This window comes from Acuticoccus kalidii, assembly GCF_021556395.1.
GTDB classification, from domain to species: Bacteria; Pseudomonadota; Alphaproteobacteria; order Rhizobiales; family Amorphaceae; genus Acuticoccus; species Acuticoccus kalidii.
Genome location: NZ_JAKGCS010000017.1, coordinates 1 through 23,605 on the forward strand (window position 1 = coordinate 1; position 23,605 = coordinate 23,605).

The window sequence follows — 23,605 nt, forward strand, 5'->3', positions numbered from 1 at the left end:
CACGCCTCACGGCCCACCCTCGCCGCATGATGGACCCGGCGGCGCCGCGCTCCGCCTCAGGTCGGGCGGACGAACGCCGCCCGCTCCGCATCGATCCGCTCGCGGCAGATGCAGCCGACGAAATGATCGTTCACCAGCCCGGCGGCCTGGAACAGCGACGTGACCGTGGTCGGCCCGACAAAGCGCCAGCCATCCTTGCGCAGCGCCTTCGAGACCGCTGCCGCCTCGGGCAGGATCGTGCGCGCCCTCAGCGTTTCATGGTCGAGCGGCTCGGCCGGTTCGGCCGGCTCGTGGCGCCAGAGATAGGCAGCGAGCGACCCCTCGCGCGCGATCAGTGCCTCGGCGCGGCCGGCATTGTTGATCGCCGCCTCGATCTTTCCCCGGTGCCGCACGATGCCGGCATCGCCGAGGAGGCGCGCGATATCGGCCTCGTCGAACCGGGCGACGGTCGCGATATCGAAGCCCGCGAAGGCGGCGCGGAAATTCTCCCGCTTGCGCAGGATGGTCAGCCACGAGAGGCCCGACTGGAAGCCCTCAAGGCACAGCTTCTCGAAGAGGCGGGTGTCGTCGGCGATCGGCCGGCCCCATTCCTCGTCATGATAGGCGACATAGTCTGGAAGGCCGCCATGCCAGAAGCAGCGCGGCGCGCCGTCGGGGCCGGCGCGAAGCCCGTTTTCGATCTCGCCTGTCATTGCATCCACCATCCTTCGCGCGATCCGTGTGGTTAACCAAGTGTTACTTTCTTGTCCGCCAGGTCCTTGCCACGGAACGGTCCGCTGCCACAAAGTCCCCCTCGACGGTACGGATTGGAAGGTGGGGGAGAGCCCGATGCACAAGGTGGTCGCCACCCTTTGCGCTGCGATAACGGCGATCGGAGCCGCGTTCGTCGCCGTGCCGGCGATCGCGAACACCCCTGTCGACGGCGAGCAGCTCTCGCGCGCCTTCTTCAAGACGGTTTTCGGGCTCGAATATGACGGCGGTCATGCCGACGCCTATCGGGTCAAGCGCTATGTGGGTCAGGTGCGCTTTCATGTGGAGGACCTGTCCGGCCTGCAGCGCGCCGCGCTCGCCGAATCGTTCCTGACCGCGCTCCCCCAACGCATCCAGCACCTTCGCGCGACCGTGGTTCGCGAGCGCGAGCGGGCGAATTTCCGCGTCATCATCGTGCGGGATCAGGATTTCGCCGCCGTCGTCTCGCGCGAGCTGAAGGCCGACACGATCGCGATGAACGCGCGCTGTCTCGTCGGCGTCACCACCCGCAACGGGCGCATCGAGCGCTCGACCGCGGTGATCATCGCCGATGACGACTTTCTCTTCCCCCGCTGCCTGGTCGAAGAGGTTCTCCAGGGGCTCGGCCCGATGAACGACGATGACAGCCTCACCGAGAGCGTCTTCAACGACAGCTCGCATCATGCGAGCTTCACCCCGTTCGACGAAGCGTTGATGAACGTCCTCTATCACCCGATGATCCGGCCCGGCATGTCGAGCAGCCAGGCCCAGAAGGCCCTCCCCGCGGTCCTCCAGTCGCTCGGCTATCGCCGCTGAGGAGCGAGCGGCGCCGGCTACGCCCCGTCAGCCGGCGCGCTTGATGCGGGCGATCAGCGGCACGTGGTCGGAGGCTTTCTCCCAGCCCCGCGCCTCGGTGAGGATCTCGGTCGTCACCCGATCGGCGATCGTCGGCGAGCCCCAGATATGGTCGAGCCGCCGGCCGCGATTGTTCCCCGGCCAGGTTTTGTTGCGATAGCTCCACCAGGTGTAGACTTTTTCGTCCATCGGCCGGTCGCGGCGCACGATGTCGACCCAGCCCTGGCTGGTGCGCACCGCTTCGAGCCGCTCGGTCTCGGCCGGCGTGTGGCTCACGACCCCGAGGAGTTGCCGGTGCGACCAGACATCGTGCTCATAGGGCGCGATGTTGAAGTCCCCGGTCAGCAAGGACGTTTCGCCCACCGCCTCGGCCCCCCAGGAGACCATCCCATCGACGAAGGCGAGCTTGTCCTTGAATTTCGGATTGATCTCCGGGTCCGGCTCATCCCCGCCCGCGGGGATATAGAGCGAATGCAGCCGGATCGGCTCGCCGAAGTCCACCACCGCCGACACGTGGCGGGGCTGGTCGACGCCGCCGATCATGTCGGCCCGGATATCGCGGATCGGCACCTTAGAGAGGACCGCGACGCCGTGATGTCCGTTCCGCCCGTTGAGCGCGATATGCTTGAAGCCCCGGCTCACCATCGTCTTCGACGGAAAATTCCCGTCCGCGCATCGCGTCTCCTGAAGGAGGACGATATCGGGCTTCACCTTCCGCACCATCTTGGCGAAAAGGTCCACCCGCGCGCGGATCGAGTTGATATTCCAGGTGACGACGACGAGCTCGTCCTTCTCCAGGGGCGGCGTCGGCTCGTCGACGATGATGTCGAGCTCGCTCATCGGCTACGCGCTTCGATCGCTTCGGCGAACGCGATCACGCGCTTCGCGGCATCGACGTGCAGCCGTTCGATGAGACGGCCGTCGAGCGTCGCGACCGAGCGGCCCTCGGCCTCGGCCGCCTCCAGCGCGGCGACGATGGCGCGCGCCTCGGCGAGCATCGCCTCCTTCGGGGAGAAGACGCGATTGACCGGCTCGATCTGCGCCGGATGGATGACGCTCTTGCCCGTCATCCCGAGCGCGCGGCCGGCCTCGGCCTCCACGATCAGCGCGTCGATATCCTTGACGTCGTTCATCACGCCATCGATCACGTCGAGCCGCGCAGCCTTGCCGGCGAGCACCGTCTGTTGCAGCGCGAGCGAGAGCTGGGCGCGCGCCGGACCGACGATCGCGCCGAGTTCGGCCGCGAGATCGTTTGTCCCGACGATCAGCGCCGCCGCCCCCGTCTTCGCCGCGGCGACGGCGATCGAGCCGGCATTGAGGATCCCCTCCGCCGCCTCCATCATCGGCCAGACCGTCGCCCCGGACGCCTCGGCGAGCCGGGCGACGTCCTCGGCGACGCGCACCTTGGGCAGCACCAGATTGGCGACCTTCGCCTCGCGCGCGAAAGCGATATCGTCGAGATGCCAAGGCGTCCCTTCGGCGTTGACCCTGAGGGCAACCTCCTTGCCGAGATCGAGGACAGTGGCGGCCGCTTTGCGCGCCGCGTCCTTGCGTTCAGGAGACACGGCGTCTTCGAGATCGACGACGACGACGTCGGCGGGAAGGTCGCGGGCCTTGGCGAGCGCCCTCTCATTGTCCGCGGGGACATAGAGGACCGTGCGTCTCAGAAGGGTCATGGCGCTCCGAAGCAACAGTGAAGGACAAGGCGTCCTGCTATCGTCCGCGCGTGGAAGTCAACCGGGAGAGGGAGAATGACGGTGAAGACTGTGGTGGCGATTTCCTCGCTCGTGATGCGGGGCGCGGTGGGCTTGCGCGCCATCGTGTTCGCGTTGGAGCGACGCGGCCACCGCGTCTGGCCCCTGCCGACGGTGACGATGCCGTGGCATCCGGGGCTCGGCCGATCGACGCGCTCGGTCCCGGCCGAGTTTGCGACGCAGCTCAACGAGCTCTCCCGTTTCGCCGGCGAGGTCGACGCCGTGCTCACCGGCTATTTCGCCAACGCCGAAGAGGTCGAGGCGGCCGCCCGCTTCATCGACGCGGTGCGCGCCGCACGCGGCGATGCGCTCGTCGTGGTCGATCCGGTGACGGGCGACGAGAACGGCCGTTACGTGCCCGACGCCGTCGCCGAGGCGATCGTCACACAGCTCCTGCCCCGCGCCGATATCGCGACGCCCAACGTCAACGAGCTCGCCGATCTCGGCACCGGCGACACGCCCGAGGCGCGCGCCCGCTCGATCGGCACCCGCCGTATCGTCGTCACCTCCGCGATCGCGCGGGATGGGCGGATCGGCTCGATGCTCCTCGGCGAAGAAACCGCGACGGTGGAGCACGCCGCGATAACGCCCGCCCCCCGTGGGACGGGCGATTTCTTCTCGGCGATCCTCACCTCCGCCGTCCTCGGCGGCGCCAGCGGTCGGGACGCGCTCGCCGAAGCCGCCGCCGCGACGCTCGCGGTGATCGAGGCCTCGGACGGGGAGACGATGGCCCTCGCCGACGCACAGGACGCGATCGCCGCGCCGCCGGTGTCGCGCGTCGTCGTCAGCGGATGACGCGCGTCCTCGGCGTCGACGGCTGCCGCGGCGGCTGGGCGGTGGTCGAGGTCGAGGCGGCGGGGCCACTCTGCCCCGTCGCGCGCTTCGAGCCCGACATGCGCGCCGCGATCGCCTCCGGCGCGACGATCGCGATCGACATGCCGCTCGGCCTCCCGGAGCGGATCGAAGGCCCCGGCCGCGTCGCTGAGCAGGCGGTGAAGCGGATGCTCGGCCCGCGCCAGTCCTCGGTGTTCTCGATGCCGTCGCGCGCGGCCATCATGGAAGACACGTGGGAGGGCGCGTGCCGCGTCGCGCTCGCGACGTCCGACCCGCCGCGCAAGACGAGCCGCCAAGCCTTCCACCTTTTCCCGATGATCCGCGCGCTCGACGCGCTGCTGACGCCGGACAACCAGCACACCGTCTTCGAATGCCATGCCGAGGTCGCCTTCTGGCGTCTCAATGGCGAGGCGCCGATGCCGACGGCGAAGCGCGTGAAGGGCGTCCCGGCGGCCGAAGGGCTCGCCGAGCGCATCGCGCTCCTCGTCCGCCACGGTTACGACGCTGCCTTTTTCGAGTGCCGTCCCCGCGGCGTTCCGCTCATCGATCTCGTCGACGCCGCGGCGATCGCGCTGATCGCGCGCCGCTGCGCTGCGGGTGAGGCGCGGCCTTTCCCCGATCCACCGGGGCGTGACGCGCGGGGCCTGCGGGTCGCGATCTGGGCATGAGATCGCCGCCGCCGGCCGTCGCGGCACGCCCGCCGGCGGGCGTTACCATCGTGCGAGCGCGAATGGCGTCACAAGGGTCGCGCGCCAGGTGGCGTCACAGGGGATTGAGCGCCGCCATCAGTCCGCTGCGGTCGCTGCCCGGCCCCAGCACCACCACCTCGGTGCCGACCTTCACGCGCGAATAAAGGTCGACGACATCCTCGTTCAGCATCCTGATACAGCCGGACGACACCGCATAGCCGATCGTCTCATCCTCGTGCGTGCCGTGGATGCGGTAGAGGGTCGAGCCGAGATAGAGCGCGCGGGCGCCGAGCGGGTTTTCGGGTCCGCCGGGCATCCACTCGGGAAGGCCGGGCTGGCGGGCGCGCATCTCGGCGGGCGGGCGCCAGTCGGGCCATTCGGCCTTGCGGGTGATGCGCTCCACGCCGGACCAAGTGAACCCCTCGCGGCCGACGCCGATGCCATAGCGCACCGCCGTCCCGTCGCGGTTCACGTGGTAGAGATAGCGGCCCGCGGTATCGACGATGATGGTGCCGGCCGGTTCGCTCGTGTTGAAGCCGACATAGGCCCGCGCGAACTTCATCCGGTGCCGCTCGCGCATCTCCTCGCGCGAAGCCTGGTACGTCACCCACTCCTTTTTCGAGGTGTCGAAGAAGCGATATTGCGGGCGCTCCGGCCCCTGCCGCTCGCGCGGCGCGAAGGAGGGGCGGTAGGTGAACGCCTCGCCCGTGCGCGGGTCGGTCAATTGCAAGCCGGCCGCCATCGTCGGCGCAGCGAGCGCCACCATGGCGATGAAGCCGAGGACCGGGGAAAGGATGGACTTGGCGCGCATCGATGCCTCCAATAGTTGACGAATCGTAACCGGAATCGGTTATCGGTTCGTTAACCAGGAGATCGATATGGCCGCCCCGCTCGTCCCCCTGCCGCACACGTCGCGTGGGCACGCCTCGCCGCCGATCGTCCTCCTCCACGGCTTCGGCGGCGACCAGCTCGCCTGGATGGGCCTCGCCGGGCCGCTCTCCAAGCTGCGCCGCACCATCGCGTTCGACCTACCCGGTCATGGCGCCGCGGTGAACTGGCCGGAGGTCGCGAGCGTCTCGGTCTCGGCCAATGCGGTGATCGAGAGCCTCGACCGGATGGCGGTGGAGCGGGCGACAATCGTCGGCCATTCGATGGGCGGCGCGGTCGCGAGCCTCGTCGGCCTCAAGCGGCCCGATCTCGTGGAGCGGCTCGTTCTCCTCGCACCGGGCGGTTTCGGGCCGGAGATGAACGTGCGCCTCCTCACCCGCTATGCTGCGATGACGGAGGCCGACGAAATCGCCGTCGTCATGGAGCAATTCTTCGCGCCCACGTCGACGATCCCGCCGGTTCTCACCCAACTCGTCGTGGAGCAACGCGCCGATCCGGCGATCCAGGCCTCGTTCAAGGCGATCGTATCGGTGATCTCCGACGGAGCGGGCCAGGGTACCCTACCGCTCGACGACCTCGCCGCCGCGCCCTTCCCGACCTCGCTGGTGTGGGGGCTCGAGGATGCCGTCCTGCCGGTCCGTCAGGCGATCGAGGCGCCGGCGGCGATCGCGCGCCATCTCGTCCCCGATTGCGGACACATGGTGCACATGGAAGCGTCGGAGCTCGTGATGGGGATCCTCACGAAGGCGTTGACCGGCCGCGCGCCGGCATAGTCGCTATTCGGAGGCGGCCACCGTGTCGCCCTTCCCGTTCACCTTTCCGTCGAACGATTTCCCGTCGTCCGACACGTCCTCGCTATTGGGCGCCGGCACGTCGACGGTGATCAAGGAGCCGTGCCCACCGCGCGAAATGTCGAGATCGGCGTTGAGGCCGGTGAGGAGCGAGCGCACGATCCGCCCGCCGAGATTGCCGCCATCGGGCCAGCTCGTGTCCTTCGGGATGCCGACGCCGTCGTCGGAGACCTGGAGGCGCAGCGTGCCGTCGGTCAGCTCCATGAGGCGGACCTCGATGAGGCCCTCGGCGCGCGTCTGGAAGGCGTGTTGGTAGGCGTTGGTCAACAACTCGGACACGATGAGGCCGAGCTGGGCCGCCGTGTCGATCGGCGTCTTGATGTTGGCGACGTCGAGATTGAGCCGCACCCTCTCGCGCCCGTCGAGATAGGCGATCGCGGAGGCGATGCGGGACACATAGGCGCCAAGCGAGACGTGTTGCGGGGCCGACGCGTTCGCCGTGCCCGTCGTCATCTCGTGATAGAGGAATTGCAGCGTCTCGATCCGGCGCGCGAGCGTCGCGTAATTTTGGACCGAATCGGCGTTCTCGACGCGCGCCTGCATGCGGATCATGCCGACGACCATCGACAGGTGGTTCTTCACCCGGTGGTGAATTTCCCGCAGCGCCTCGTCGACCCCGTCGGAGACGAAGCCGGAGCCCACCTTCGCGCCTGACGCGCGCTGAAGGCCGACGAAATATTGCAGATTTCCATCTTCGTCATTGAGCGGCGAAACATGGACCCTGTTGAGGAAGGGTGTCCCGTCGGCCCGGTAATTCAGGATCTCGACGGAGAATTCGCCGCGGGACTTGATGCCGTCCCGCATGGCCTGAATCGCCTTCGGATCGGTGTCTTTGCCTTGCAGAAACCGGCAGTTGCGCCCTACCGTCACTTCGGCCGAATAGCCCGTCAGTCGCGTAAACGCCTGATTTACGAAGACGATCGGGTTATCTTCGATATTGGGATTCGAGATGACCAGGGAAAACGGCACGCGCTCCAGTGCCAATTCGTGCATGGTCCCGTTGTTCACGTCGCTCTCCCTCATCCCCGCACCATGACTGCGAGGAGCCCATTCTGGCCGAGACGATCTTCGGAGCAAGACATCATCAGAAAATAATCCTAGCCCAAATGAAGGGTTTAGGTGGCTCGGAAGTTAGAGTCAACGCATTCTCGAAGCGTAATGAACGCTAAAGTTCAGGCACCGATCACAGACGACAACTCCATCATTTCGAACCCACAGGACTAGACCATGATGGCGACACTGAGTGCGAAAACGCACAAGGGCAAACTTGGTTCAAATTCGTGTCAACGGGCCGATCGCGCCAAGAAACGTGCCGTCGTTGCACTTTTGAGCATCGGCCTCGCCGTCACGCCCGCCTCGGCGCAGATCATTACGCAGGGCGAGCGTTTCGCCCCGGTCGTCGCCGAGCGCCATATGGTGGTCACCCAGGAGGCGCAGGCGAGTGCGGTCGGCCGGGACATTCTCCGCCAAGGCGGGAACGCCGTCGACGCCGCGGTGGCCGTCGGGTTCGCGCTCGCCGTGACGCTGCCGCGCGCCGGCAATATCGGCGGTGGCGGCTTCATGATGGTGCATCGCGCCGCGCCCGGCGAAACGGTCGCGATCGACTATCGCGAGATGGCCCCCGCCGCGGCCGAGCGCGACATATTCCTCGACGAGACCGGCGAGGCGTCGGCCGAGAAGTCGCGCTGGAGCGGGCTCGCGGTGGGTGTGCCGGGAACGGTCGCCGGTCTTTTCCTCGCCTATGAGAATTACGGCTCCGGTGCGCTCGAATGGGCCGATCTCGTCGCCCCGGCGGTCGGCCTCGCGCGGGACGGGTTCATCGTCTCGCCGGAGCTCGCGGGGGCGCTCCGCTCGGACGGCGTGCGCGAGCGGCTTGCGGCGGACGCGGAAGGGGCGAGCCTCTTCTACGCCAACGGCGAGCCACCCGCGGCCGGCGACACGCTCGCCCTGCCCGCCCTCGCGGCGACGCTCGAGGCGATCGCCGAAAACGGCCCCGCCGCGTTCTACGAAGGCCCCGTCGCCGAGGCGATCGTCGCCACCGTGACGGAGCGCGGCGGACGCATGACGCTCGACGATCTCGCCGGCTACGAGCCACTCGTGCGCGAGCCGGTGCGCGGCACCTTCAAGGGGTACGAGGTCCTGTCGATGCCGCCGCCGAGCTCGGGCGGGGTGCATCTCGTCCAGCTCCTCAACATCCTGGAGCCGACCCATTTCGGCACATTCGGTCTCAACAGCGCCGACATGATCCACGCAATGGTGGAGGCGTCGAAGTACGCCTATGCCGATCGCGCCGTCTATCTCGGCGATCCGGACTTCGTGCTCGTCCCTATCGAAGCGCTGGTGTCGAAGGATTATGCGCTTTCGATCGCCGACAAGATCGACCCCGACGCGGCGACGCCGTCCTCAGAGATCGCCGCCGATCCGGCGACATTGCCGGTCGAGAGCAACGAGACCACCCATTTTTCGATCGTCGACGGTGACGGCAATGCCGTCTCGAACACCTACACGCTGAACTTTTCCTTCGGCGTCGGCTTCGGCGCGAAGGGCGCGGGCTTTCTCCTCAACAACGAGCTCGACGACTTTTCGGCCAAGCCCGGCGTGCCGAACGCCTACGGGCTGATCGGCGGCGAGGCGAACGCGGTGGAGCCGCGCAAGCGGCCGCTCTCGTCGATGACGCCGACGATTCTCCTGAAGGATGGCGCCGTTTCGCTCGTCACCGGCTCGCCGGGCGGCAGCCGGATCATCACCACCGTCCTCCAGGTGATCTTGAACGCGACGGTGCATGAACGAAACATCGCGACCGCGACGGCCGCACCGAGGGTTCACCATCAGTGGCTCCCCGACTACATCCGCATCGAAGAAGGCATCTCGCACGACACGATCCGCCTCCTCGAGGAGATGGGCCACGATGTCCGTGTGGAGAGCGCCATGGGGGCGGCGCAGTCGATCCAGGTCGGATCCGACGGCATACTCTACGGCGCGAGTGATCCGCGGCGCCCCGGCGGCCTCGCGGTGGGTGATTGAGGAGACCGCAGCGTGCGGCAATCGAAGGACCGGCCGAAACGCGCCGGCAGGACCGGCTGATGCCGAGCCTTTCGCAGATCATGCGCGGGCGCACGCCCGCCGCCCGCGCGCGGCGCAAGGCGCGGCAGGAGCGTTGGCGCCGGCCGATCGAGACGGCGCGCGACCGGCGCGAGGCGTGGGCGAGTCTGATGTTTGCCGATCACGGCTTCCTCCGCCTCGCTTATCGCAACCGGCACCGGGTGAACGCGGCCATCTGGCGCTCGGCGCAGCCCGCCCCCGGCGACATCGCCTGGGCGAAGCGGGCGGGGGTGCGCACCATCCTGTCGCTGCGGGGTGACGGTTTCGGCGGCGATCTCCTCGAGCAGGAAGCGGCGCGGCGCGAGGGGCTCGACTTCGTGCGCCTCGTCCTCCTGTCGCGCAGCGCCCCGCCGAAGGCGACCTTGCGCGAGGCCATCCGGCTCCTCCCGACGCTGAAGACGCCGCTTCTGATGCATTGCAAATCCGGCGCGGATCGGGCCGGGCTCGGCGCGGCGCTCTATCTCATCATCGTCGAGGGACGGCCGGCGGCGGAGGCCAAGCGCCAGCTCTCGCTGCGCTATGGCCATATCGCCCAGGCGAAGACCGGTGTTCTCGACGCCTTTCTCGAGGCCTACGAGATCACCGGCGAACGCGCCGGGATCCCCTTCGCCGAATGGGTGGAGACCGTCTACGACCCGGACGCCCTCACCGCCTCGTTCAAGTCGAACCGCGCGGCCGACGTGTTGATCGACGCGATGGACCGCGAATAGGCCTCAGTCCTCGGCGAGCTGGAGGTGGTGGAAGCGGGCATAGAGCCCGCCCGCCTCGACGAGCTCGCGATGCGTCCCCGTCTCGGCGACGCGCCCCGCGTCGAGGACGATGATCTTCTCCGCCGCCCGCACCGTCGACAGCCGGTGCGCGATGACGAGCGTCGTGCGCCCCTTCGACAACCGGGCGAGCGCGTCGCGCACCAGCGCCTCGGATTCGGCATCGAGCGCGCTCGTCGCCTCGTCGAGCAGGAGGACCGGCGCGTCCTTCAAAAAGGCGCGGGCGAGGGCGATGCGCTGACGCTCGCCGCCAGAAAAATTGCCGCCCCGCTCGCCGACCATCGCCTCATAACCGTCCTGATGGCGCATGATGAAATCGTGCGCGCCGGCATGACGGGCGGCGGCGACGATCTCCTCGTCCGTCGCGTTCGACCGGCCGAGGCGGATATTCTGGGCCACCGTATCGTTGAAGAGGACGATATCCTGCGAGACGACGGCGATCCGCTCGCGCAGACTCTCGATCGTCATCGACTGGATGTCGTGGCCGCCGATCAGGATGCGCCCGCCGGTCGGATCGTAGAGCCGGGGAATGAGGTTGAAGATGGTGGACTTGCCAGCGCCCGACCGGCCGACAAAGGCGGTCGTCTCGCCGGCCTTCGCCTCGAAGCGCACCTCGTGGAGCGCGGGCGCGCTGGCGCGATAGCCGAAGGTGACGCCGTCGAAGGCGATCGCGTCGGCACCGAACGTCGCGGGAACCGCACCCGGCCTGTCCTCCACCATCGGCGGCGTATCGAGCACGGCATAATAGCGGTTGAGCGCGGCGAGGCCCTCCTGGACGAGGGCGTTGAGGTTGCCGAGCGCGCGGATCGGCTGCGAGGCGAGCAGGAGCGCGCCGAGAAAGCCGGAGAACTCGCCGATCGTGCGCGTGCCGCCCATGATGCGCCAGCCGATCACGAGGAGGATCACGGTGACGGCGAGGCCGCCGAGCGCCTCCAGGACCGGCTCCATCCGCCCCTTTTGCAGCGCCGCCTTGAGGCGGAGCCGGCGCAGCTTCTCGAACGCCGCGTCGGCCCGCGATTCGAGATAGGGCTCGAGCCGGTAGGTCTTCACGACGCGCGCCGCGCCGAACGTCTCGGAAGTGAGGCTCGCCATCCCGCCGGTGTGCTCCTGCGTGGAGGACGACACCCGGCGCAACCGCCGGCCGATCCGCGTCACCGGGATCAGCGCGAGCGGCAGGATCACCGCGGCGATGAGACAGAGTTGCCAGTCGAGATAGATCATCGTCCCGAAGAGGGCGACGATGGTGAGCCCATCGCGCAGCAGGACGGTGACGATCCGCACCAAAGCGAGGCGGATATAAAGGAGGTCGGTGGTGAAGCGCTGCGTCCAGGCGGCGGGCGTTTCCTGGCTGATCTGGGCGAGGTCGGCGGCGACGAGGTGCTTATAGAGCGCACGCTGCATGTCGGTCTCGGCCTGGGTCACGACGCGCTGGGTGAGCGAGACCTGGGCATAGAGCGAGATCGACTTGCCGCCCGCCGCGAGAAGGACGAGCCACGGCAGCGTGTTGATCGCCCACGGGCTCTTGGCCGCGAACGAATCGAACGCCCAGTTGATGATCAGCGGATAAAGGCTTGTCGAGGCGGCGACGAACACGATGGCGACGATCGCCAGCGCCAGCGTCGAGCGATGCTGAACGAGATAATCATCCCAAAGACGCCGCATCAGCGGCACGGCTTCGGCGCGCACGACGGGCGCCGCGCCGCTCGCGATGGGTTTGGCCGGTTTCACGGTCGGTGTGTGTTTGATGCGCTGGTGCGTGTTCACGCGGCCTCGAGGCTCATCGCGATGCCTTGCCCGACACCGATGCACATGGTGGCGAGTGCCCGCGCCGCCCGGCCGGCCGCAATGTCCATCGCCGCGGTGCCGACGAGACGGGCGCCCGACATGCCGAGCGGGTGGCCGAGCGCGATCGCCCCGCCTTTCGGATTGACGGGCGCCGCATCGTCGGGAAGGCCGAGCATCCGCATGACGGCGAGCGCCTGGCTCGCGAACGCTTCGTTGAGCTCGACGACATCGAAATCGCCGATCGACCGGCCCGTGCGCGCCATCAGCTTTTGCGAGGCCGGTGCCGGCCCGATGCCCATGATGCGCGGCGGCACGCCGGCGGTGGCGCACGAGACGACCTTGGCGAGCGGCGTGAGGCCGAGCGCCTCGACCATCGCCTCGGAGGCGACGAGGAGCGCGGCCGCCCCGTCATTGACGCCGGATGCGTTGCCCGCCGTGACCGTACCGTTCTCGCGAAAGGGCGTCGGGAGCTTGGCAAGCTTTTCGACGGTCGTATCGGCGCGCGGATGCTCGTCGGCCTCGACGAGGATGGGATCGCCCTTGCGGCGGGGGATCGAGACCGGAACGATCTCCTCGGCGAGCGTTGGCGCCGCGGCGACGGCGCGGGCCTGCGAGCGGGCGGCGAACGCGTCCTGATCGGCGCGGGACACCTGGAATTCCTCGGCGACATTCTCGCCGGTTTCCGGCATCGAATCGATGCCATAGAGCGCTTTCATCCGCGGGTGGACGAAGCGCCAGCCGATCGTCGTGTCGTAGATCTCGGCATTGCGGGAAAAGGCGGTGTCGGCCTTCGGCATCACGAACGGCGCGCGCGACATCGATTCGACGCCGCCGGCGATGACGAGATCGGCTTCGCCGGTCTTGATCATCCGCGCCCCCATCGCCACCGCATCCATCCCCGAACCGCAGAGGCGGTTGATGGTGGTGCCCGACACCTCGACCGGGAGCCCCGCCAAAAGCGTCGCCATGCGAGCGATATTGCGGTTGTCCTCGCCGGCCTGATTGGCGCAGCCGAAAATCACGTCGTCGACGCGGGAGAAGTCGATGCCGGGATGGCGCTCCTTCAGCGCCTTCAACGGCGCCGCGGCGAGATCGTCGGTCCGGACGGAGGCGAGCGCCCCGGCGAATCGGCCGATCGGCGTGCGGATATAGTCGACGATGTAAGCGTTGGTCATTGCAGCCCGCCTTGTGATCCGCGCTTCCTAAAACACGCCCCGCGCGATGGAAATCGATCGTGCGGGAAAACCGTGCTCGCCATCAACGGCATTGCGCCGCTTCGCCACGCTCCGACGGCCTCGAAAGGTCGGGGCGCCGCTCCACTCTATCGCCCGCAATTTCGCGGGGACATATCCACCAAAACATCCCCTGGTTGTGCACAGTTCGCCGCACACCATCGAAAAGCTTGATGCGGGGTTCATCGGACTGTAATCTCGCCTTTGCGTCTAAGCGAATGACGGAAAAAAGTCTGAGTGAGGGGGACGCCATGAACAGGTTACGTGTGCTTCAAGCGCGTGGAGCCAGTATTGTGACCATCACGGCGGCGATGGCTTTCGTGCTCGCCATTTGCCTAGGGATGATCTGAGGGATCGGCCGCGAAATTGTCGGCCTTGATCCCCATGACGAAAAGGGCGGTGGTGAGGTCCGAGTGGCGGATCAGACCATCGGCCACAGCGGCGACTTTCGGCTTCGCGCGGTAAGCGAGCCCTAGGCCGGCCGTTTCCAGCATCGGCAAATCATTGGCGCCGTCGCCGAGGGCGATGGCATCGTCCGGCGTGATCCCCATCGCTTCGCACTCCGCGAAGAGACGCTCCCGCTTGGCGTCGCCACCGAGAATCGGCTCGGCCACACGGCCGGTCAGAACCCCGTCCGCCGCGATCAGCTCGTTCGCGAACGCCGCGTCGATCCCGAGACGCTGGGCGACCGGCACCGCGAACTGCATGAATCCGCCGGAGACGAGGACTGTGCGCACACCGTGCGCCCGGCACGTCGCGATCAGCGTGCCCGCGCCCGGCGAGGCGGTGATCACGCGCGCCAGCAGGCCCTCGATCGAAGCCACCGGAATGCCTTCGAGCAGCGCGACCCGCTCACGCAGCGCGTCGGCGAAATCGAGTTCGCCCTGCATCGCCCGCTCGGTGATGGCGGCAACCTTCGGCTTCAGGCCGTGCACCGCGGCGAGCTCGTCGATGCATTCCTGCCCGATCATGGTGGAATCCATGTCGCTGATCAGGAGCTTCTTCGCCCGGCTTGCCACCGGTTGAACCACCGCGTCGAACGCCTCGTCCGCGACGAGCGTCTTGACCTTCTCGCGGGTCGCGGCGAGGTCTGCCTCGACGAAGATGTCCGTGGCGCGATCGCCGAGCCGTTCGGCATGATCGGCACCGAAGACCTTGACGAAGGAGGCGACACGCGTTGGATCGAGCGAAACGGGGGCGACGAGTGTGATGACGAGTTCCATGGCCGTCGTCATCGCCGGTCCGACGGCTTCGGGCAAGTCACGATTGGCGGTCGCGCTCGCCGAAGCGTGCGGCGGCACCGTGATCAACGCCGACGCGATGCAGGTCTACCGCGACCTCGCCGTCGTCACCGCGCGCCCGAGCCCCGCCGACGAGGCGGCCGTGCCGCATACCCTGTTCGGCCATGTCGACGGCGCCGAAGCGCACTCCGTCGCCGCTTGGCTATCGGGCGCCGAGGCGGCGATCGCCGCGGCCCGCGCCGCCGGGCGGCCGCCCGTCGTGGTCGGCGGGACGGGACTCTATCTCGCCGCCCTCACCGAGGGCCTGTCGCCGATCCCCCCGGTGCCCGACGCCGTGCGCGATCACTGGCGCGCCCGCCAGGGCGCCGAGGATCCCGCAGCGCTCCACGCCGAGCTCGCGCGCCGCGATGCGGCGATGGCGGCGCGCCTGCGGCCCTCCGATCCGCAACGGATCGTCCGCGCCCTCGAGGTGATCGACGCGACGGGCCGCTCCCTCGCCGACTGGCAGGCCGAGCGCTCCACCCCGATCCTGCCTGCCGCCGGGACGACGGCGATCGTAATCGCCCCGGAACGGGCGGCACTGCGCGCGCAGATCGCCGAGCGCTTCGACGCGATGATGACGGAGGGCGCGCGCGAGGAGGTCGCCGCCCTCGCCCGCCGCGGCCTCGATCCGGCGCTTCCCGTGATGAAGGCGATCGGCGTGCCGCCGCTGATGGCGCTCGAGCGCGGCGAGATCGCGGAGGCGGAGGCGGTCGCGCGGGCGATCACCGAGAGCCGCCAATATGCCAAGCGTCAGGAGACGTGGTTTCGCCACCGTTTCCCAGACTGGCGGCGCTTTCCGACCGCCGACGAGGCGATCGCCGCGCTTGTTCGGGCCTGATGGGCCAAGAGCCGGGCGCGCGAATTTGTCGCCATCGGGCGCAAAAGTGCATTGCACAGAGAGGGTGGAAGTGTTAGCTGCTCTTCACGAGCAATTGGGGCCGACATGACTGCCAACCTCATTATCGTAGTAGCGGAGCGCGCCACCCGGGTCCATTAGCAGGCCCAGGAACGGTGGTGCGCGGTACGAAGGCCCTTTAGGGGCCTTTTTTGTTGCCCGCTCGTCAGACCCGAGCGGGTCCGATGGGAAAAGCCGCTTTCAAAGCGGATCGGGAGACAAAAATGGACAAGCGCAACAACGGCCGCATGAGCGGTGCGCAAATGGTCATCGAAGCGCTGAAGGACCACGGCGTCGACACCATCTTCGGCTATCCCGGCGGCGCCGTACTTCCCATCTACGACGAGCTTTTCCAGCAGACCGACGTCACCCACATTCTGGTGCGGCACGAGCAGGGCGCCGGCCACATGGCCGAAGGCTATGCCCGCTCCACCGGCCGTCCGGGCGTCATGCTCGTCACCTCGGGGCCCGGCGCGACCAATGCCGTCACGGCGCTTACCGATGCGATGATGGATTCGATCCCGCTCGTCTGCATTTCGGGCCAGGTGCCGACGCATCTGATCGGCTCCGACGCCTTCCAGGAGTGCGACACGGTCGGGATCACCCGCCCCTGCACGAAGCACAATTATCTCGTCCGCAATGTCGACGATCTGCCCCGCATCCTGTTCGAGGCGTTCTATGTCGCGACCAGCGGCCGGCCGGGCCCGGTCGTCATCGACATCCCGAAGGACGTGCAGATCGCGACCGGCGTCTACAATCCGACGCGCGACGCCCGCCACAAGACCTATCAGCCGCAGACCCGGCCCGAGATGGAAGGCATCCGTCAGGCCGTCGCGCTGATGAAGGCGGCCTCGCGCCCGGTGATCTATACCGGCGGCGGCCTCATCAACTCCGGCCCCGCCGCGAGCCAGTATCTGCGCGAGCTCGCCGATCTCACCGGCTTCCCCGTCACCTCGACGCTGATGGGCCTCGGCGCGATGCCGGCCTCCCATCCGTCCTGGCTCGGCATGCTCGGGATGCACGGGACCTACGAGGCGAACCTCGCGATGCACGATTGCGACCTGATGGTCTGCATCGGCGCCCGGTTCGACGACCGGATCACCGGCCGGCTCGACGCCTTCTCGCCCGGCTCGCGCAAGATCCACGTCGACATCGACCCGTCCTCGATCAACAAGAACGTGAAGGTGGACCTGCCGATCATCGGCGACGCCGCGCACGCGCTCGAGGACATGGTGCGCGTGTGGTCCGAAAACGGCCCGCACGACAAGTCGCGCCTCAAGAATTGGTGGCAGGATATCGCCGGCTGGCGGGCTCGCAAGTCGCTCGCCTACAAGACGCGGCCGGACACGATCATGCCGCAGGAATCGATCGAGCGCCTGTTCGAGCTGACCAAGCATCGCGACACCTACGTCACCACCGATGTCGGCCAGCATCAGATGTGGGCGGCGCAATTCTACGGCTTCGATAAGCCGAACCGCTGGATGACCTCCGGCGGGCTCGGAACCATGGGGTATGGCCTCCCGGCCGCGATCGGCGCGCAGGTCGCCCACCCCGACGCGCTCGTCGTCTGCATCGCGGGCGACGCCTCGATCCAGATGAACATCCAGGAGCTCGGCACGGCGGTGCAGTTCGAGCTGCCGGTCAAGGTGTTCATTCTGAACAATCAGCACATGGGCATGGTGCGCCAGTGGCAGCAGCTCAATCACGGCAACCGGATCTCGCACTCTTATTCGGAAGCGTTGCCGGACTTCGTGAAGCTCGCCGACGCCTTCGGCGCGACGGGCATCGCGGTGAACAAGCCGTCCGAGCTCGATGACGCCATCATCAGAATGCTCGACACGCCGGGCCCGGTGATCGTCGATTGCCGCGTCGCGGACCTCGCGAACTGCTTCCCGATGATCCCGTCGGGTCGCGCCCACAACGAGATCATCCTCTCGACCGAAGACGACATCCACGCCGAGGTCGTCGAGGAAGCGCTCGAAGGCACGGGCAGCGCCCTCGTCTGAGGGTGCCGGCCTGGCTCAATGCGGGCGAGGCGGAGGTCTTCCTCTCGCTCCGCGTCACCCCGAAAGCGAGCGTCGACCGGATCGACGGCGTCTATCTGAGTGACGACGGGGCGGCGCGTCTCGCCGTGAAGGTCCGGGCCGTGCCCGACAAAGGGGCGGCCAACAAGGCAGTCGAGATGCTGATCGCGAAGGCGCTCGGCGTCAGAAAGAGCGACGTGGCGGTGACTTCCGGCGCCACCTCGCGTCTCAAAATAGTGCGCGTGGAGGGCGATCCGGCAGCGATCGTCGCTCGCGCGAAAGATCTGGTGGAACACCCATGAACCAACCCATCGGCATCGCGCCCGCGCTTCCTCAGGAAGCCGCGCAAGAGGCGCATACCCTGACGGTCCTCGTCGACAACGAGCCGGGCGTCCTCGCTCGGGTGATCGGCCTGTTTTCCGGGCGCGGCTACAATATCGACTCGCTGACCGTCTCGGAGACGGAGCACGAGCGCAGCCTCTCGCGCATCACCATCGTGACGACCGGGACGCCGATGGTCATCGACCAGATCAAGCACCAGCTCGCCCGCCTCGTGCCGGTGCACCGGGTGTCCGACCTCACCGCCGACAAGCGCGACGCGCTGGAGCGCGAGCTCGCCCTCGTGAAGGTCTCCGGCCGCGGCGAGCAGCGGGTCGAGGCGCTGCGCCTCGCCCAGGCGTTCGACGCCCGCACGATCGACGCGACGCTGACCTCGTTCATTTTCGAGATCACCGGCAGCAAGCCCGATATCGAGCGCTTCATCGCACTGATGGCGACCGTCGGTCTCGTCGAGGTCTCGCGCACCGGGATCGCCGGGATCACCCGCGGCCCCGACGCCACGTAAGACGGCGCCGCCCCGGCTCCCGGCCGGGGCGTTGCCTCAGGTCGCGAGCTCGGGAAGGTCGCGATAGAGGGCGAGCGCCTCGGGATTGGCGAGCGCCTCCTGGTTCTTCACCTCCCGCCCGTGCACTACGTCGCGCACGGCAAGCTCGGTGATCTTGCCGGATTTGGTGCGCGGAATGTCGGCGACGGCGATGATCTTCGCCGGCACATGGCGCGGCGAGGCGCCGGTGCGCACCTGCATCTTGATCCGCTTGATCAGATCCTCGTCGAGGCTCGCACCCTCGGCGAGCCGCACGAAGAGGACGACGCGCACATCGTCCTCGAAGGTCTGCCCGATCGCGAGAGCCTCCACGACCTCTTTGATCTGCTCGACCTGCGCGTAGATCTCGGCCGTTCCAATGCGGACACCGCCGGGATTGAGCGTCGCATCCGAGCGACCGTGGATGATGATGCCGCCATGCTCGGTCCACTCGGCGAAATCGCCATGGCACCAGACATTGTCGAAGCGCTCGAAATAGGCGGCGTGATATTTCGCCGCCTCAGGGTCGTTCCAGAACATCACCGGCATCGACGGGAACGGCCGCCGGCAGACGAGCTCGCCCTTGCCGGAGGCGAGGTGCGCGCCGCTATCGTCCGCGACGTCGACCGCCATGCCGAGGCCCGGCCCTTGGATCTCGCCCGCATAGACGGGCTTGGTCGGAATCCCGAGAACGAAACAGCTCACGATATCGGTCCCGCCGGAGATCGAGGCGAGGTGCACATCGCCCTTGATGGCCTCGTACACCCAGCGGAAGCTCTCGGCGGCGAGCGGCGAGCCGGTCGAGGCGATGGTCCGCAAGGCCGAGAGGTCGTGCGTCTCACGCGGCACCGCGCCCTCTTTGCGCAACGCGTCGATATATTTCGCGCTGGTGCCGAAGAAGGTGGCCTTCTCCTGCTCGGCATAGTCCCACAGGACGCGGTGGCTCGGGGCGAAGGGCGAGCCGTCATAAAGGAGCAGCGTCGCCCCGCTGGCGAGCGCCGTGACGAGCCAGTTCCACATCATCCACCCGCAGGTGGTGAAGTAGAACACCCGGTCGCCCGGCCGGATACCCGAATGGTAGACGTGTTCCTTGACGTGCTGGAGGAGGACGCCGCCGGCCGAATGGACGATGCATTTCGGCACACCCGTCGTCCCCGACGAGAAGAGGATGAAGGCCGGCTCGTTGAACGGGACGGGCACGAAGGTCGGCTCGGTCTCCTCGCGCTGCATCACCTTGTCGTAGAGGGCGGCGTTCGGAATCTCGTCGGCGAGGTCACGGGCCCGCAAATCGTCGAGATAGGAGACGAGGAGCGTCTTCACCGGGGCGAGTGCCGCGGCGACGTGCTCCACCTTCTCGGACACGTCGATCGGCTTGCCGCCATACCAGTAGCCGTCACACGCGACGAAGACGGTCGGCTTGATCTGCCCGAACCGGTCGAGAACGCCGCGCTCGCCGAAATCGGGCGAGCAGGAGGAGAAGATCGCCCCGAGCGAGGCCGTCGCCATGCACACCACGATCGTCTGCGGCATATTCGGCAGCATCGCGGCCACGCGGTCGCCCTTGCCGACGCCGCTTTCGGTGAGGAAGGCCTGGACCTTGGCCACCGCGGCGCGCAGCTCGCCCCGCGTCATATGGAGCTCGACCTTGTCCTCCCCACGAAAGACGATCGCCTCCGCCGCATCGTCGCCGCGCAGGCAATTTTCGGCGTAATTGATCGTCCCGTCGGGGAAGAAGCGCGCGCCGGGCATCTTGTCGCCATCGGCAAGGCGCTCGCCGCCTTTGTCGCCGATCAGCGCCGCTTCGTCCCACACGGTGTCCCAGAAGGCGCCGGGATCGGTGATCGACCATTCGTGGAGGGCGTCGAAGCCCTCGATCGGTCGTCCGGTGCGTTTCGAGGCCTCGGCCGCGAGGGCGGTGATCGCCGTCCCGCTCACGTCGCTCGGCTTCCAAAGAAGGTCGTTCGCCATCGTGGATCTCCTCCCGCACCGTCATCCCATGCCGGGGCCGCCCGCTCAATGGGCATGGATCGTCTCGCGATCGTTCCTATATCGGGTCCAACGGAGGAATGAATGAGCCAATTGGAACGTCGCAGCACCGTGATGGAACGCGTCCTCGGAGGATCGCCACTCGGCGTGTTCGTGCGCCTTGTCGTGACATCGTTCGTGGTCGGCGTGATCTTGACCGCCCTCGACGTCAATCCGCAGGACATCGTCCTCTGGATCGAAGAGCGCTTCCGCTACTTCTCGACACTCGGCTTCGACACGCTCGAGAACTTCGCCCGGATCCTCATCCTGGGCGCCGTGGTGGTGCTGCCGATCTGGCTGATCATGCGCGTCATCAAGCTGATGTCGCGCTGATCGGCCGCCTCAAAGCCCCTCTTCGACGAGGCGGCGCACCGTGGCGCGCGTGCTGTCGCGCCACTCGGGAAGCGTGATCCCGTAGGCGGTGCGCAACTTTGTGCAATCGAGCCGTGAGTTCGCCGGCCGCGCCGCCGGCGTCGGATAATCCGCGGTGGTGATCGCCTCGACGGTGGGATGAAACGGCGCATCGGCGAAGATCGCTTCGGCGAAACCGTGCCACGTCGTCTCGCCGCTTCCGGCGAGATGGACGATATCGGTTCCCTCCGGCCAGCGCTCCGGGTGCGCGGCGAGCGCCAGGATCGCATCGGCGATGTCGAGCGCCGAGGTCGGGCAGCCGTGCTGATCGGCGACGACGCGCAGATGATCGCGCTCGGCCCCGACCCGCAACATGGTGCGCACGAAATTCTTGCCGAACGGGGCATAGACCCAGGACGTGCGCAGGACCAGCGCTTTGCCGCCCGCCACCGCGACCGCCGCCTCGCCGTCCGCCTTCGTCCGCCCATAGACGCTCTGCGGCGCGATCGGATCGGTTTCGCGATAGGGCCGGTCGAGCGTGCCGTCGAACACATAATCGGTCGAGATGTGGATGAACGGGATCCCCTCGCGCGCGGCGAGCGCGGCGAGCGTGCCCGGCCCGTCGGCGTTCATCGCGCGGGCGGCCGCTTCGTCGGTCTCCGCGGCGTCGACGGCCGTATAGGCGGCAGCGTTCACGATGACCGAGGGCCGGGTGCGAGCGATGGCATCGGCGAGCGCGGCAGGCGCGGTGATATCGGCTTCGGGCCGGCCGACCGCGACGAGGTCGACCCCCGTCTCGGCCGCACGCTCCAGAAGCGCAGTGCCCACTTGGCCACTCCGGCCGATGACCAAAATCGTCATGAAGTTCGTCCAATGCTTCTAACGGCGTCGGTGAGTTCCCGGCGCCCGATTTCGCGTTGCTCACCGATCACCGCATGGGCCGCATCGCGCGGATACCCCAATGTGACCAGCGTTTCCTCACCAATTTGCAGAGACGCTTCGAACGCTTCCAAAACGACCTCGTTGGCACCTAACGCATAAAGCTCCGAGGCGTTCGCCCGATCCCGCGCGCGGGCGACCACAGGCGTCGCGATCTCGTGATGGCGGAGGGAGCGGACGACGGCCGCGTTCGCCGCCGGATTGTCCATCGTGAGGATGATGGCACGGGCGCGGTGCGCGCCGGCATTGTGCAGAACGTCGAGCCGCCGCGTGTCGCCGAAGAACACCGGCTGGCCGGCCGACCGGGCGCGCGCCACGGCGTGGGCGTTGAGGTCGAGCGCGATATAGCGGATGTGCCGCTGGTCGAGCAACTCGCCGATGGCGCGGCCGATCCGGCCGAAACCGGCGATGATCACGTGCCCTTCGAGCTCGTTCGCCGACAGCGACGTCACCACCGTCGGCTGGGTCGAGCGCAGCGCCAGCCAGCGCGACAGGCGCTGGACCGGGCCGGCGATGATCCCGGTGAGCGCCATCGTCACGCCCGCCGCGACGACGAGAATGCGCGCCACGTCCGCCGGCACCACGCCCGTCGACGAGGCCAGTGCGAGGCCCACGAGGGAAAACTCGCCGATCTGCGACAGCATCAAGCCGCTTTCGAGCGCGACCGAAAGCGGCTGCCGCGTGAGGAGGCAGAGCAGGATGATCGAGAACGCCTTGATCGCGATCACCCCGGCGATCACCGCAAAGAGCGTCAGCGGATCCTGGACGACGACGCGCGGGTCGATCGTCATCCCGACGCCGAGGAAGAACAGGCCGAGCAGCAGGCCCTTGAACGGCGCGATCTCCGCCTCGAGCTGATGGCTGAACTCGGTGTCGGCGAACACCAGCCCGGCGAGGAACGCGCCGAGCGCCATCGACAGCCCGACCATCGACGTGATCGCCGCCGTTCCGATGATGACGAGGAGCGCGGCGGCGGTGAACATATCCCGATCCTGCCGCGCGCCGACGAAGCGGAAGAGCGGGCCGATCACCCGGCCGCCGGCGAAGAGGATCGTCGCGATGATGCCGGCCGCGAGGACCGTGCTCATCACGAGGCTCTGCCATAGCCCCTCGGTCGCATGCGGCTCCATCGATTCGATCACGAGGATCACCGGGACCACCGCGATGTCCTGCATGAGGAGGATCGAGAACATCACCTGGCCGGACGGCGAGGCGAGGCGGCCGGCGCCGACGAGGAGCTGCACGACGATCGCGGTCGAGGACAGCGCGAGCGAGGCGCCGATCGCGATCGCGGCCTCCGTCGACAGGCCGGCGAGCACGCCCGCCCCCGCGAGGAGCGCCGCCGTGAGGAGAACCTGGGCGAGCCCCAGCCCGAAGACGAGCCGGCGCATCGCCCAAAGGCGCGGCCCCGACAGCTCGATCCCGATGACGAACAGCAGGAAGACGACGCCGAGCTCGGCGATCTTCGTCACCCCTTCGGGATCGGAGATCGTGAACATGTCGAACGGTACGCCGCCGATCGCCTCGCCGAGCGAACCGATCCCGTACGGGCCGACGACGACGCCCGCAACGAGATAGCCGAGGATCGAATTCAGCCCGAAGCGCTGGAGGATCGGAACGACGACACCCGCGGAGACGAGAAAGATCAGCGCTTCCTTGAGATAGGGCAGCGAATGGGTGACCTCGTGCTCCATCAACACCTCGATTTCTGATATCTGCATACGTTCTAACGCGCTTTGA

22 protein-coding genes are annotated in these 23,605 nt (G+C 67.7%); 11 read left to right on the top strand and 11 right to left on the bottom strand.

Annotated features, from left to right (window positions below; translation table 11 throughout):
- Positions 1-56 precede the first annotated feature (56 nt).
- Positions 57-692 carry a DNA-3-methyladenine glycosylase I gene (locus L1787_RS10250; protein WP_235708727.1) on the bottom strand — a complete coding sequence of 212 codons (636 nt, stop codon included), beginning with the start codon at positions 690-692 and terminating at the stop codon, positions 57-59.
- Between the two features lie 136 nt (positions 693-828).
- Between L1787_RS10250 and L1787_RS10255 the strand changes: the two genes are divergently transcribed.
- Positions 829-1,545: a DUF2927 domain-containing protein gene (locus L1787_RS10255; protein ID WP_235708728.1), complete on the top strand. Its 717-nt coding sequence runs from the start codon at positions 829-831 to the stop codon at positions 1,543-1,545.
- Between the two features lie 27 nt (positions 1,546-1,572).
- On the opposite strand, the gene L1787_RS10260 is transcribed toward L1787_RS10255, so the two are convergent.
- Both L1787_RS10260 and L1787_RS10265 read right to left on the bottom strand, forming a co-directional pair.
- Entirely contained in the window at positions 1,573-2,424 is an 852-nt protein-coding gene (locus L1787_RS10260) for an exodeoxyribonuclease III (protein WP_235708729.1), read from the bottom strand.
- On the bottom strand, positions 2,421-3,260 hold the full coding sequence (locus L1787_RS10265; protein WP_235708730.1) for an HpcH/HpaI aldolase/citrate lyase family protein: 840 nt from the start codon (positions 3,258-3,260) through the stop codon (positions 2,421-2,423). Before L1787_RS10265 ends, L1787_RS10260 begins: the two co-directional genes overlap by 4 nt.
- Before the next feature lie 75 nt (positions 3,261-3,335).
- Here L1787_RS10265 and L1787_RS10270 point away from each other — a divergent pair, with 75 nt between their 5' ends.
- Positions 3,336-4,133 carry a bifunctional hydroxymethylpyrimidine kinase/phosphomethylpyrimidine kinase gene (locus tag L1787_RS10270; RefSeq protein ID WP_235708731.1) on the top strand — a complete coding sequence of 266 codons (798 nt, stop codon included), beginning with the start codon at positions 3,336-3,338 and terminating at the stop codon, positions 4,131-4,133.
- The gene (locus tag L1787_RS10275) at positions 4,130-4,840 is read left to right on the top strand and encodes a DUF429 domain-containing protein (RefSeq protein WP_235708732.1); all 711 of its coding nucleotides are present in this window, start codon (positions 4,130-4,132) and stop codon (positions 4,838-4,840) included. Before L1787_RS10270 ends, L1787_RS10275 begins: the two co-directional genes overlap by 4 nt.
- A gap of 94 nt (positions 4,841-4,934) precedes the next feature.
- On the opposite strand, the gene L1787_RS10280 is transcribed toward L1787_RS10275, so the two are convergent.
- Positions 4,935-5,672 carry a L,D-transpeptidase gene (locus L1787_RS10280; protein ID WP_235708733.1) on the bottom strand — a complete coding sequence of 246 codons (738 nt, stop codon included), beginning with the start codon at positions 5,670-5,672 and terminating at the stop codon, positions 4,935-4,937.
- Between the two features lie 67 nt (positions 5,673-5,739).
- On the opposite strand from L1787_RS10280, the gene L1787_RS10285 reads away from it, so the two are divergent.
- A complete protein-coding gene (locus tag L1787_RS10285; protein ID WP_235708734.1) occupies positions 5,740-6,522 on the top strand; it encodes an alpha/beta fold hydrolase in 783 nt (260 codons plus the stop codon).
- A 3-nt stretch (positions 6,523-6,525) separates the two neighbouring features.
- Here L1787_RS10285 and L1787_RS10290 read toward each other — a convergent pair whose 3' ends face one another.
- On the bottom strand, positions 6,526-7,608 hold the full coding sequence (locus L1787_RS10290) for a PAS domain-containing protein (RefSeq protein WP_235708735.1): 1,083 nt from the start codon (positions 7,606-7,608) through the stop codon (positions 6,526-6,528).
- A 318-nt stretch (positions 7,609-7,926) separates the two neighbouring features.
- Between L1787_RS10290 and ggt the strand changes: the two genes are divergently transcribed.
- Together ggt and L1787_RS10300 are read left to right on the top strand one after the other, a co-directional pair.
- A complete protein-coding gene (ggt, locus tag L1787_RS10295) occupies positions 7,927-9,624 on the top strand; it encodes a gamma-glutamyltransferase (protein ID WP_255720427.1) in 1,698 nt (565 codons plus the stop codon).
- A gap of 59 nt (positions 9,625-9,683) precedes the next feature.
- Positions 9,684-10,412, top strand: coding sequence for a fused DSP-PTPase phosphatase/NAD kinase-like protein (locus tag L1787_RS10300; protein WP_235708736.1), 729 nt, complete (start codon positions 9,684-9,686; stop codon positions 10,410-10,412).
- Positions 10,413-10,415: 3 nt separating this feature from the next.
- Here the strand turns inward: L1787_RS10300 and L1787_RS10305 are convergent, their stop codons facing one another.
- From L1787_RS10305 to serB, 3 genes are all read right to left on the bottom strand, one after another.
- Positions 10,416-12,131: an ABC transporter ATP-binding protein gene (locus L1787_RS10305; RefSeq protein WP_235709095.1), complete on the bottom strand. Its 1,716-nt coding sequence runs from the start codon at positions 12,129-12,131 to the stop codon at positions 10,416-10,418.
- Positions 12,132-12,229: 98 nt separating this feature from the next.
- On the bottom strand, positions 12,230-13,429 hold the full coding sequence (pcaF, locus tag L1787_RS10310; RefSeq protein WP_235708737.1) for a 3-oxoadipyl-CoA thiolase: 1,200 nt from the start codon (positions 13,427-13,429) through the stop codon (positions 12,230-12,232).
- A gap of 392 nt (positions 13,430-13,821) precedes the next feature.
- Complete coding sequence (gene serB / locus L1787_RS10315) at positions 13,822-14,721, bottom strand: phosphoserine phosphatase SerB (RefSeq protein WP_235708738.1); 900 nt, start codon at positions 14,719-14,721, stop codon at positions 13,822-13,824.
- On the opposite strand from serB, the gene miaA reads away from it, so the two are divergent.
- The 4 genes from miaA (at position 14,696) to ilvN (ending at position 18,532) form a co-directional block, all read left to right on the top strand.
- A complete protein-coding gene (gene miaA, locus L1787_RS10320; RefSeq protein WP_235708739.1) occupies positions 14,696-15,607 on the top strand; it encodes a tRNA (adenosine(37)-N6)-dimethylallyltransferase MiaA in 912 nt (303 codons plus the stop codon). The genes serB and miaA overlap by 26 nt on opposite strands.
- Before the next feature lie 281 nt (positions 15,608-15,888).
- Positions 15,889-17,670 carry an acetolactate synthase 3 large subunit gene (locus L1787_RS10325; protein WP_235708740.1) on the top strand — a complete coding sequence of 594 codons (1,782 nt, stop codon included), beginning with the start codon at positions 15,889-15,891 and terminating at the stop codon, positions 17,668-17,670.
- Positions 17,671-17,672: 2 nt separating this feature from the next.
- A complete protein-coding gene (locus L1787_RS10330) occupies positions 17,673-17,990 on the top strand; it encodes a DUF167 family protein (RefSeq protein ID WP_235708741.1) in 318 nt (105 codons plus the stop codon).
- Positions 17,987-18,532, top strand: a complete 546-nt coding sequence (gene ilvN / locus L1787_RS10335; RefSeq protein ID WP_235708742.1) for an acetolactate synthase small subunit — start codon at positions 17,987-17,989, stop codon at positions 18,530-18,532. The genes L1787_RS10330 and ilvN overlap by 4 nt, the downstream gene beginning before the upstream one ends.
- Positions 18,533-18,568: 36 nt before the next feature.
- Here the strand turns inward: ilvN and L1787_RS10340 are convergent, their stop codons facing one another.
- Entirely contained in the window at positions 18,569-20,518 is a 1,950-nt protein-coding gene (locus L1787_RS10340) for an acetoacetate--CoA ligase (protein WP_235708743.1), read from the bottom strand.
- A gap of 102 nt (positions 20,519-20,620) precedes the next feature.
- Here L1787_RS10340 and L1787_RS10345 point away from each other — a divergent pair, with 102 nt between their 5' ends.
- The gene (locus tag L1787_RS10345) at positions 20,621-20,908 is read left to right on the top strand and encodes a DUF6460 domain-containing protein (protein WP_235708744.1); all 288 of its coding nucleotides are present in this window, start codon (positions 20,621-20,623) and stop codon (positions 20,906-20,908) included.
- Positions 20,909-20,917: 9 nt separating this feature from the next.
- On the opposite strand, the gene rfbD is transcribed toward L1787_RS10345, so the two are convergent.
- Both rfbD and L1787_RS10355 read right to left on the bottom strand, forming a co-directional pair.
- Positions 20,918-21,787: a dTDP-4-dehydrorhamnose reductase gene (gene rfbD, locus L1787_RS10350; protein ID WP_235708745.1), complete on the bottom strand. Its 870-nt coding sequence runs from the start codon at positions 21,785-21,787 to the stop codon at positions 20,918-20,920.
- The gene (locus L1787_RS10355; protein WP_235708746.1) at positions 21,784-23,586 is read right to left on the bottom strand and encodes a cation:proton antiporter domain-containing protein; all 1,803 of its coding nucleotides are present in this window, start codon (positions 23,584-23,586) and stop codon (positions 21,784-21,786) included. The genes rfbD and L1787_RS10355 overlap by 4 nt, the downstream gene beginning before the upstream one ends.
- Positions 23,587-23,605: the final 19 nt, after the last annotated feature.

Coding starts and splice junctions, on each gene's coding strand:
- L1787_RS10305 (WP_235709095.1), bottom strand. CDS start 12,131: ATGCGGCGTCTTTGGGATGATTATCTCGTTCAGCATCGCTCGACGCTG.
- L1787_RS10345 (WP_235708744.1), top strand. CDS start 20,621: ATGAGCCAATTGGAACGTCGCAGCACCGTGATGGAACGCGTCCTCGGA.
- pcaF (WP_235708737.1), bottom strand. CDS start 13,429: ATGACCAACGCTTACATCGTCGACTATATCCGCACGCCGATCGGCCGA.
- L1787_RS10250 (WP_235708727.1), bottom strand. CDS start 692: ATGACAGGCGAGATCGAAAACGGGCTTCGCGCCGGCCCCGACGGCGCG.
- L1787_RS10255 (WP_235708728.1), top strand. CDS start 829: ATGCACAAGGTGGTCGCCACCCTTTGCGCTGCGATAACGGCGATCGGA.
- rfbD (WP_235708745.1), bottom strand. CDS start 21,787: ATGACGATTTTGGTCATCGGCCGGAGTGGCCAAGTGGGCACTGCGCTT.
- L1787_RS10355 (WP_235708746.1), bottom strand. CDS start 23,586: ATGCAGATATCAGAAATCGAGGTGTTGATGGAGCACGAGGTCACCCAT.
- miaA (WP_235708739.1), top strand. CDS start 14,696: ATGACGAGTTCCATGGCCGTCGTCATCGCCGGTCCGACGGCTTCGGGC.
- L1787_RS10265 (WP_235708730.1), bottom strand. CDS start 3,260: ATGACCCTTCTGAGACGCACGGTCCTCTATGTCCCCGCGGACAATGAG.
- L1787_RS10325 (WP_235708740.1), top strand. CDS start 15,889: ATGGACAAGCGCAACAACGGCCGCATGAGCGGTGCGCAAATGGTCATC.
- serB (WP_235708738.1), bottom strand. CDS start 14,721: ATGACGACGGCCATGGAACTCGTCATCACACTCGTCGCCCCCGTTTCG.
- L1787_RS10260 (WP_235708729.1), bottom strand. CDS start 2,424: ATGAGCGAGCTCGACATCATCGTCGACGAGCCGACGCCGCCCCTGGAG.
- L1787_RS10340 (WP_235708743.1), bottom strand. CDS start 20,518: ATGGCGAACGACCTTCTTTGGAAGCCGAGCGACGTGAGCGGGACGGCG.
- L1787_RS10275 (WP_235708732.1), top strand. CDS start 4,130: ATGACGCGCGTCCTCGGCGTCGACGGCTGCCGCGGCGGCTGGGCGGTG.
- L1787_RS10300 (WP_235708736.1), top strand. CDS start 9,684: ATGCCGAGCCTTTCGCAGATCATGCGCGGGCGCACGCCCGCCGCCCGC.
- L1787_RS10280 (WP_235708733.1), bottom strand. CDS start 5,672: ATGCGCGCCAAGTCCATCCTTTCCCCGGTCCTCGGCTTCATCGCCATG.
- ilvN (WP_235708742.1), top strand. CDS start 17,987: ATGAACCAACCCATCGGCATCGCGCCCGCGCTTCCTCAGGAAGCCGCG.
- L1787_RS10285 (WP_235708734.1), top strand. CDS start 5,740: ATGGCCGCCCCGCTCGTCCCCCTGCCGCACACGTCGCGTGGGCACGCC.
- L1787_RS10270 (WP_235708731.1), top strand. CDS start 3,336: ATGACGGTGAAGACTGTGGTGGCGATTTCCTCGCTCGTGATGCGGGGC.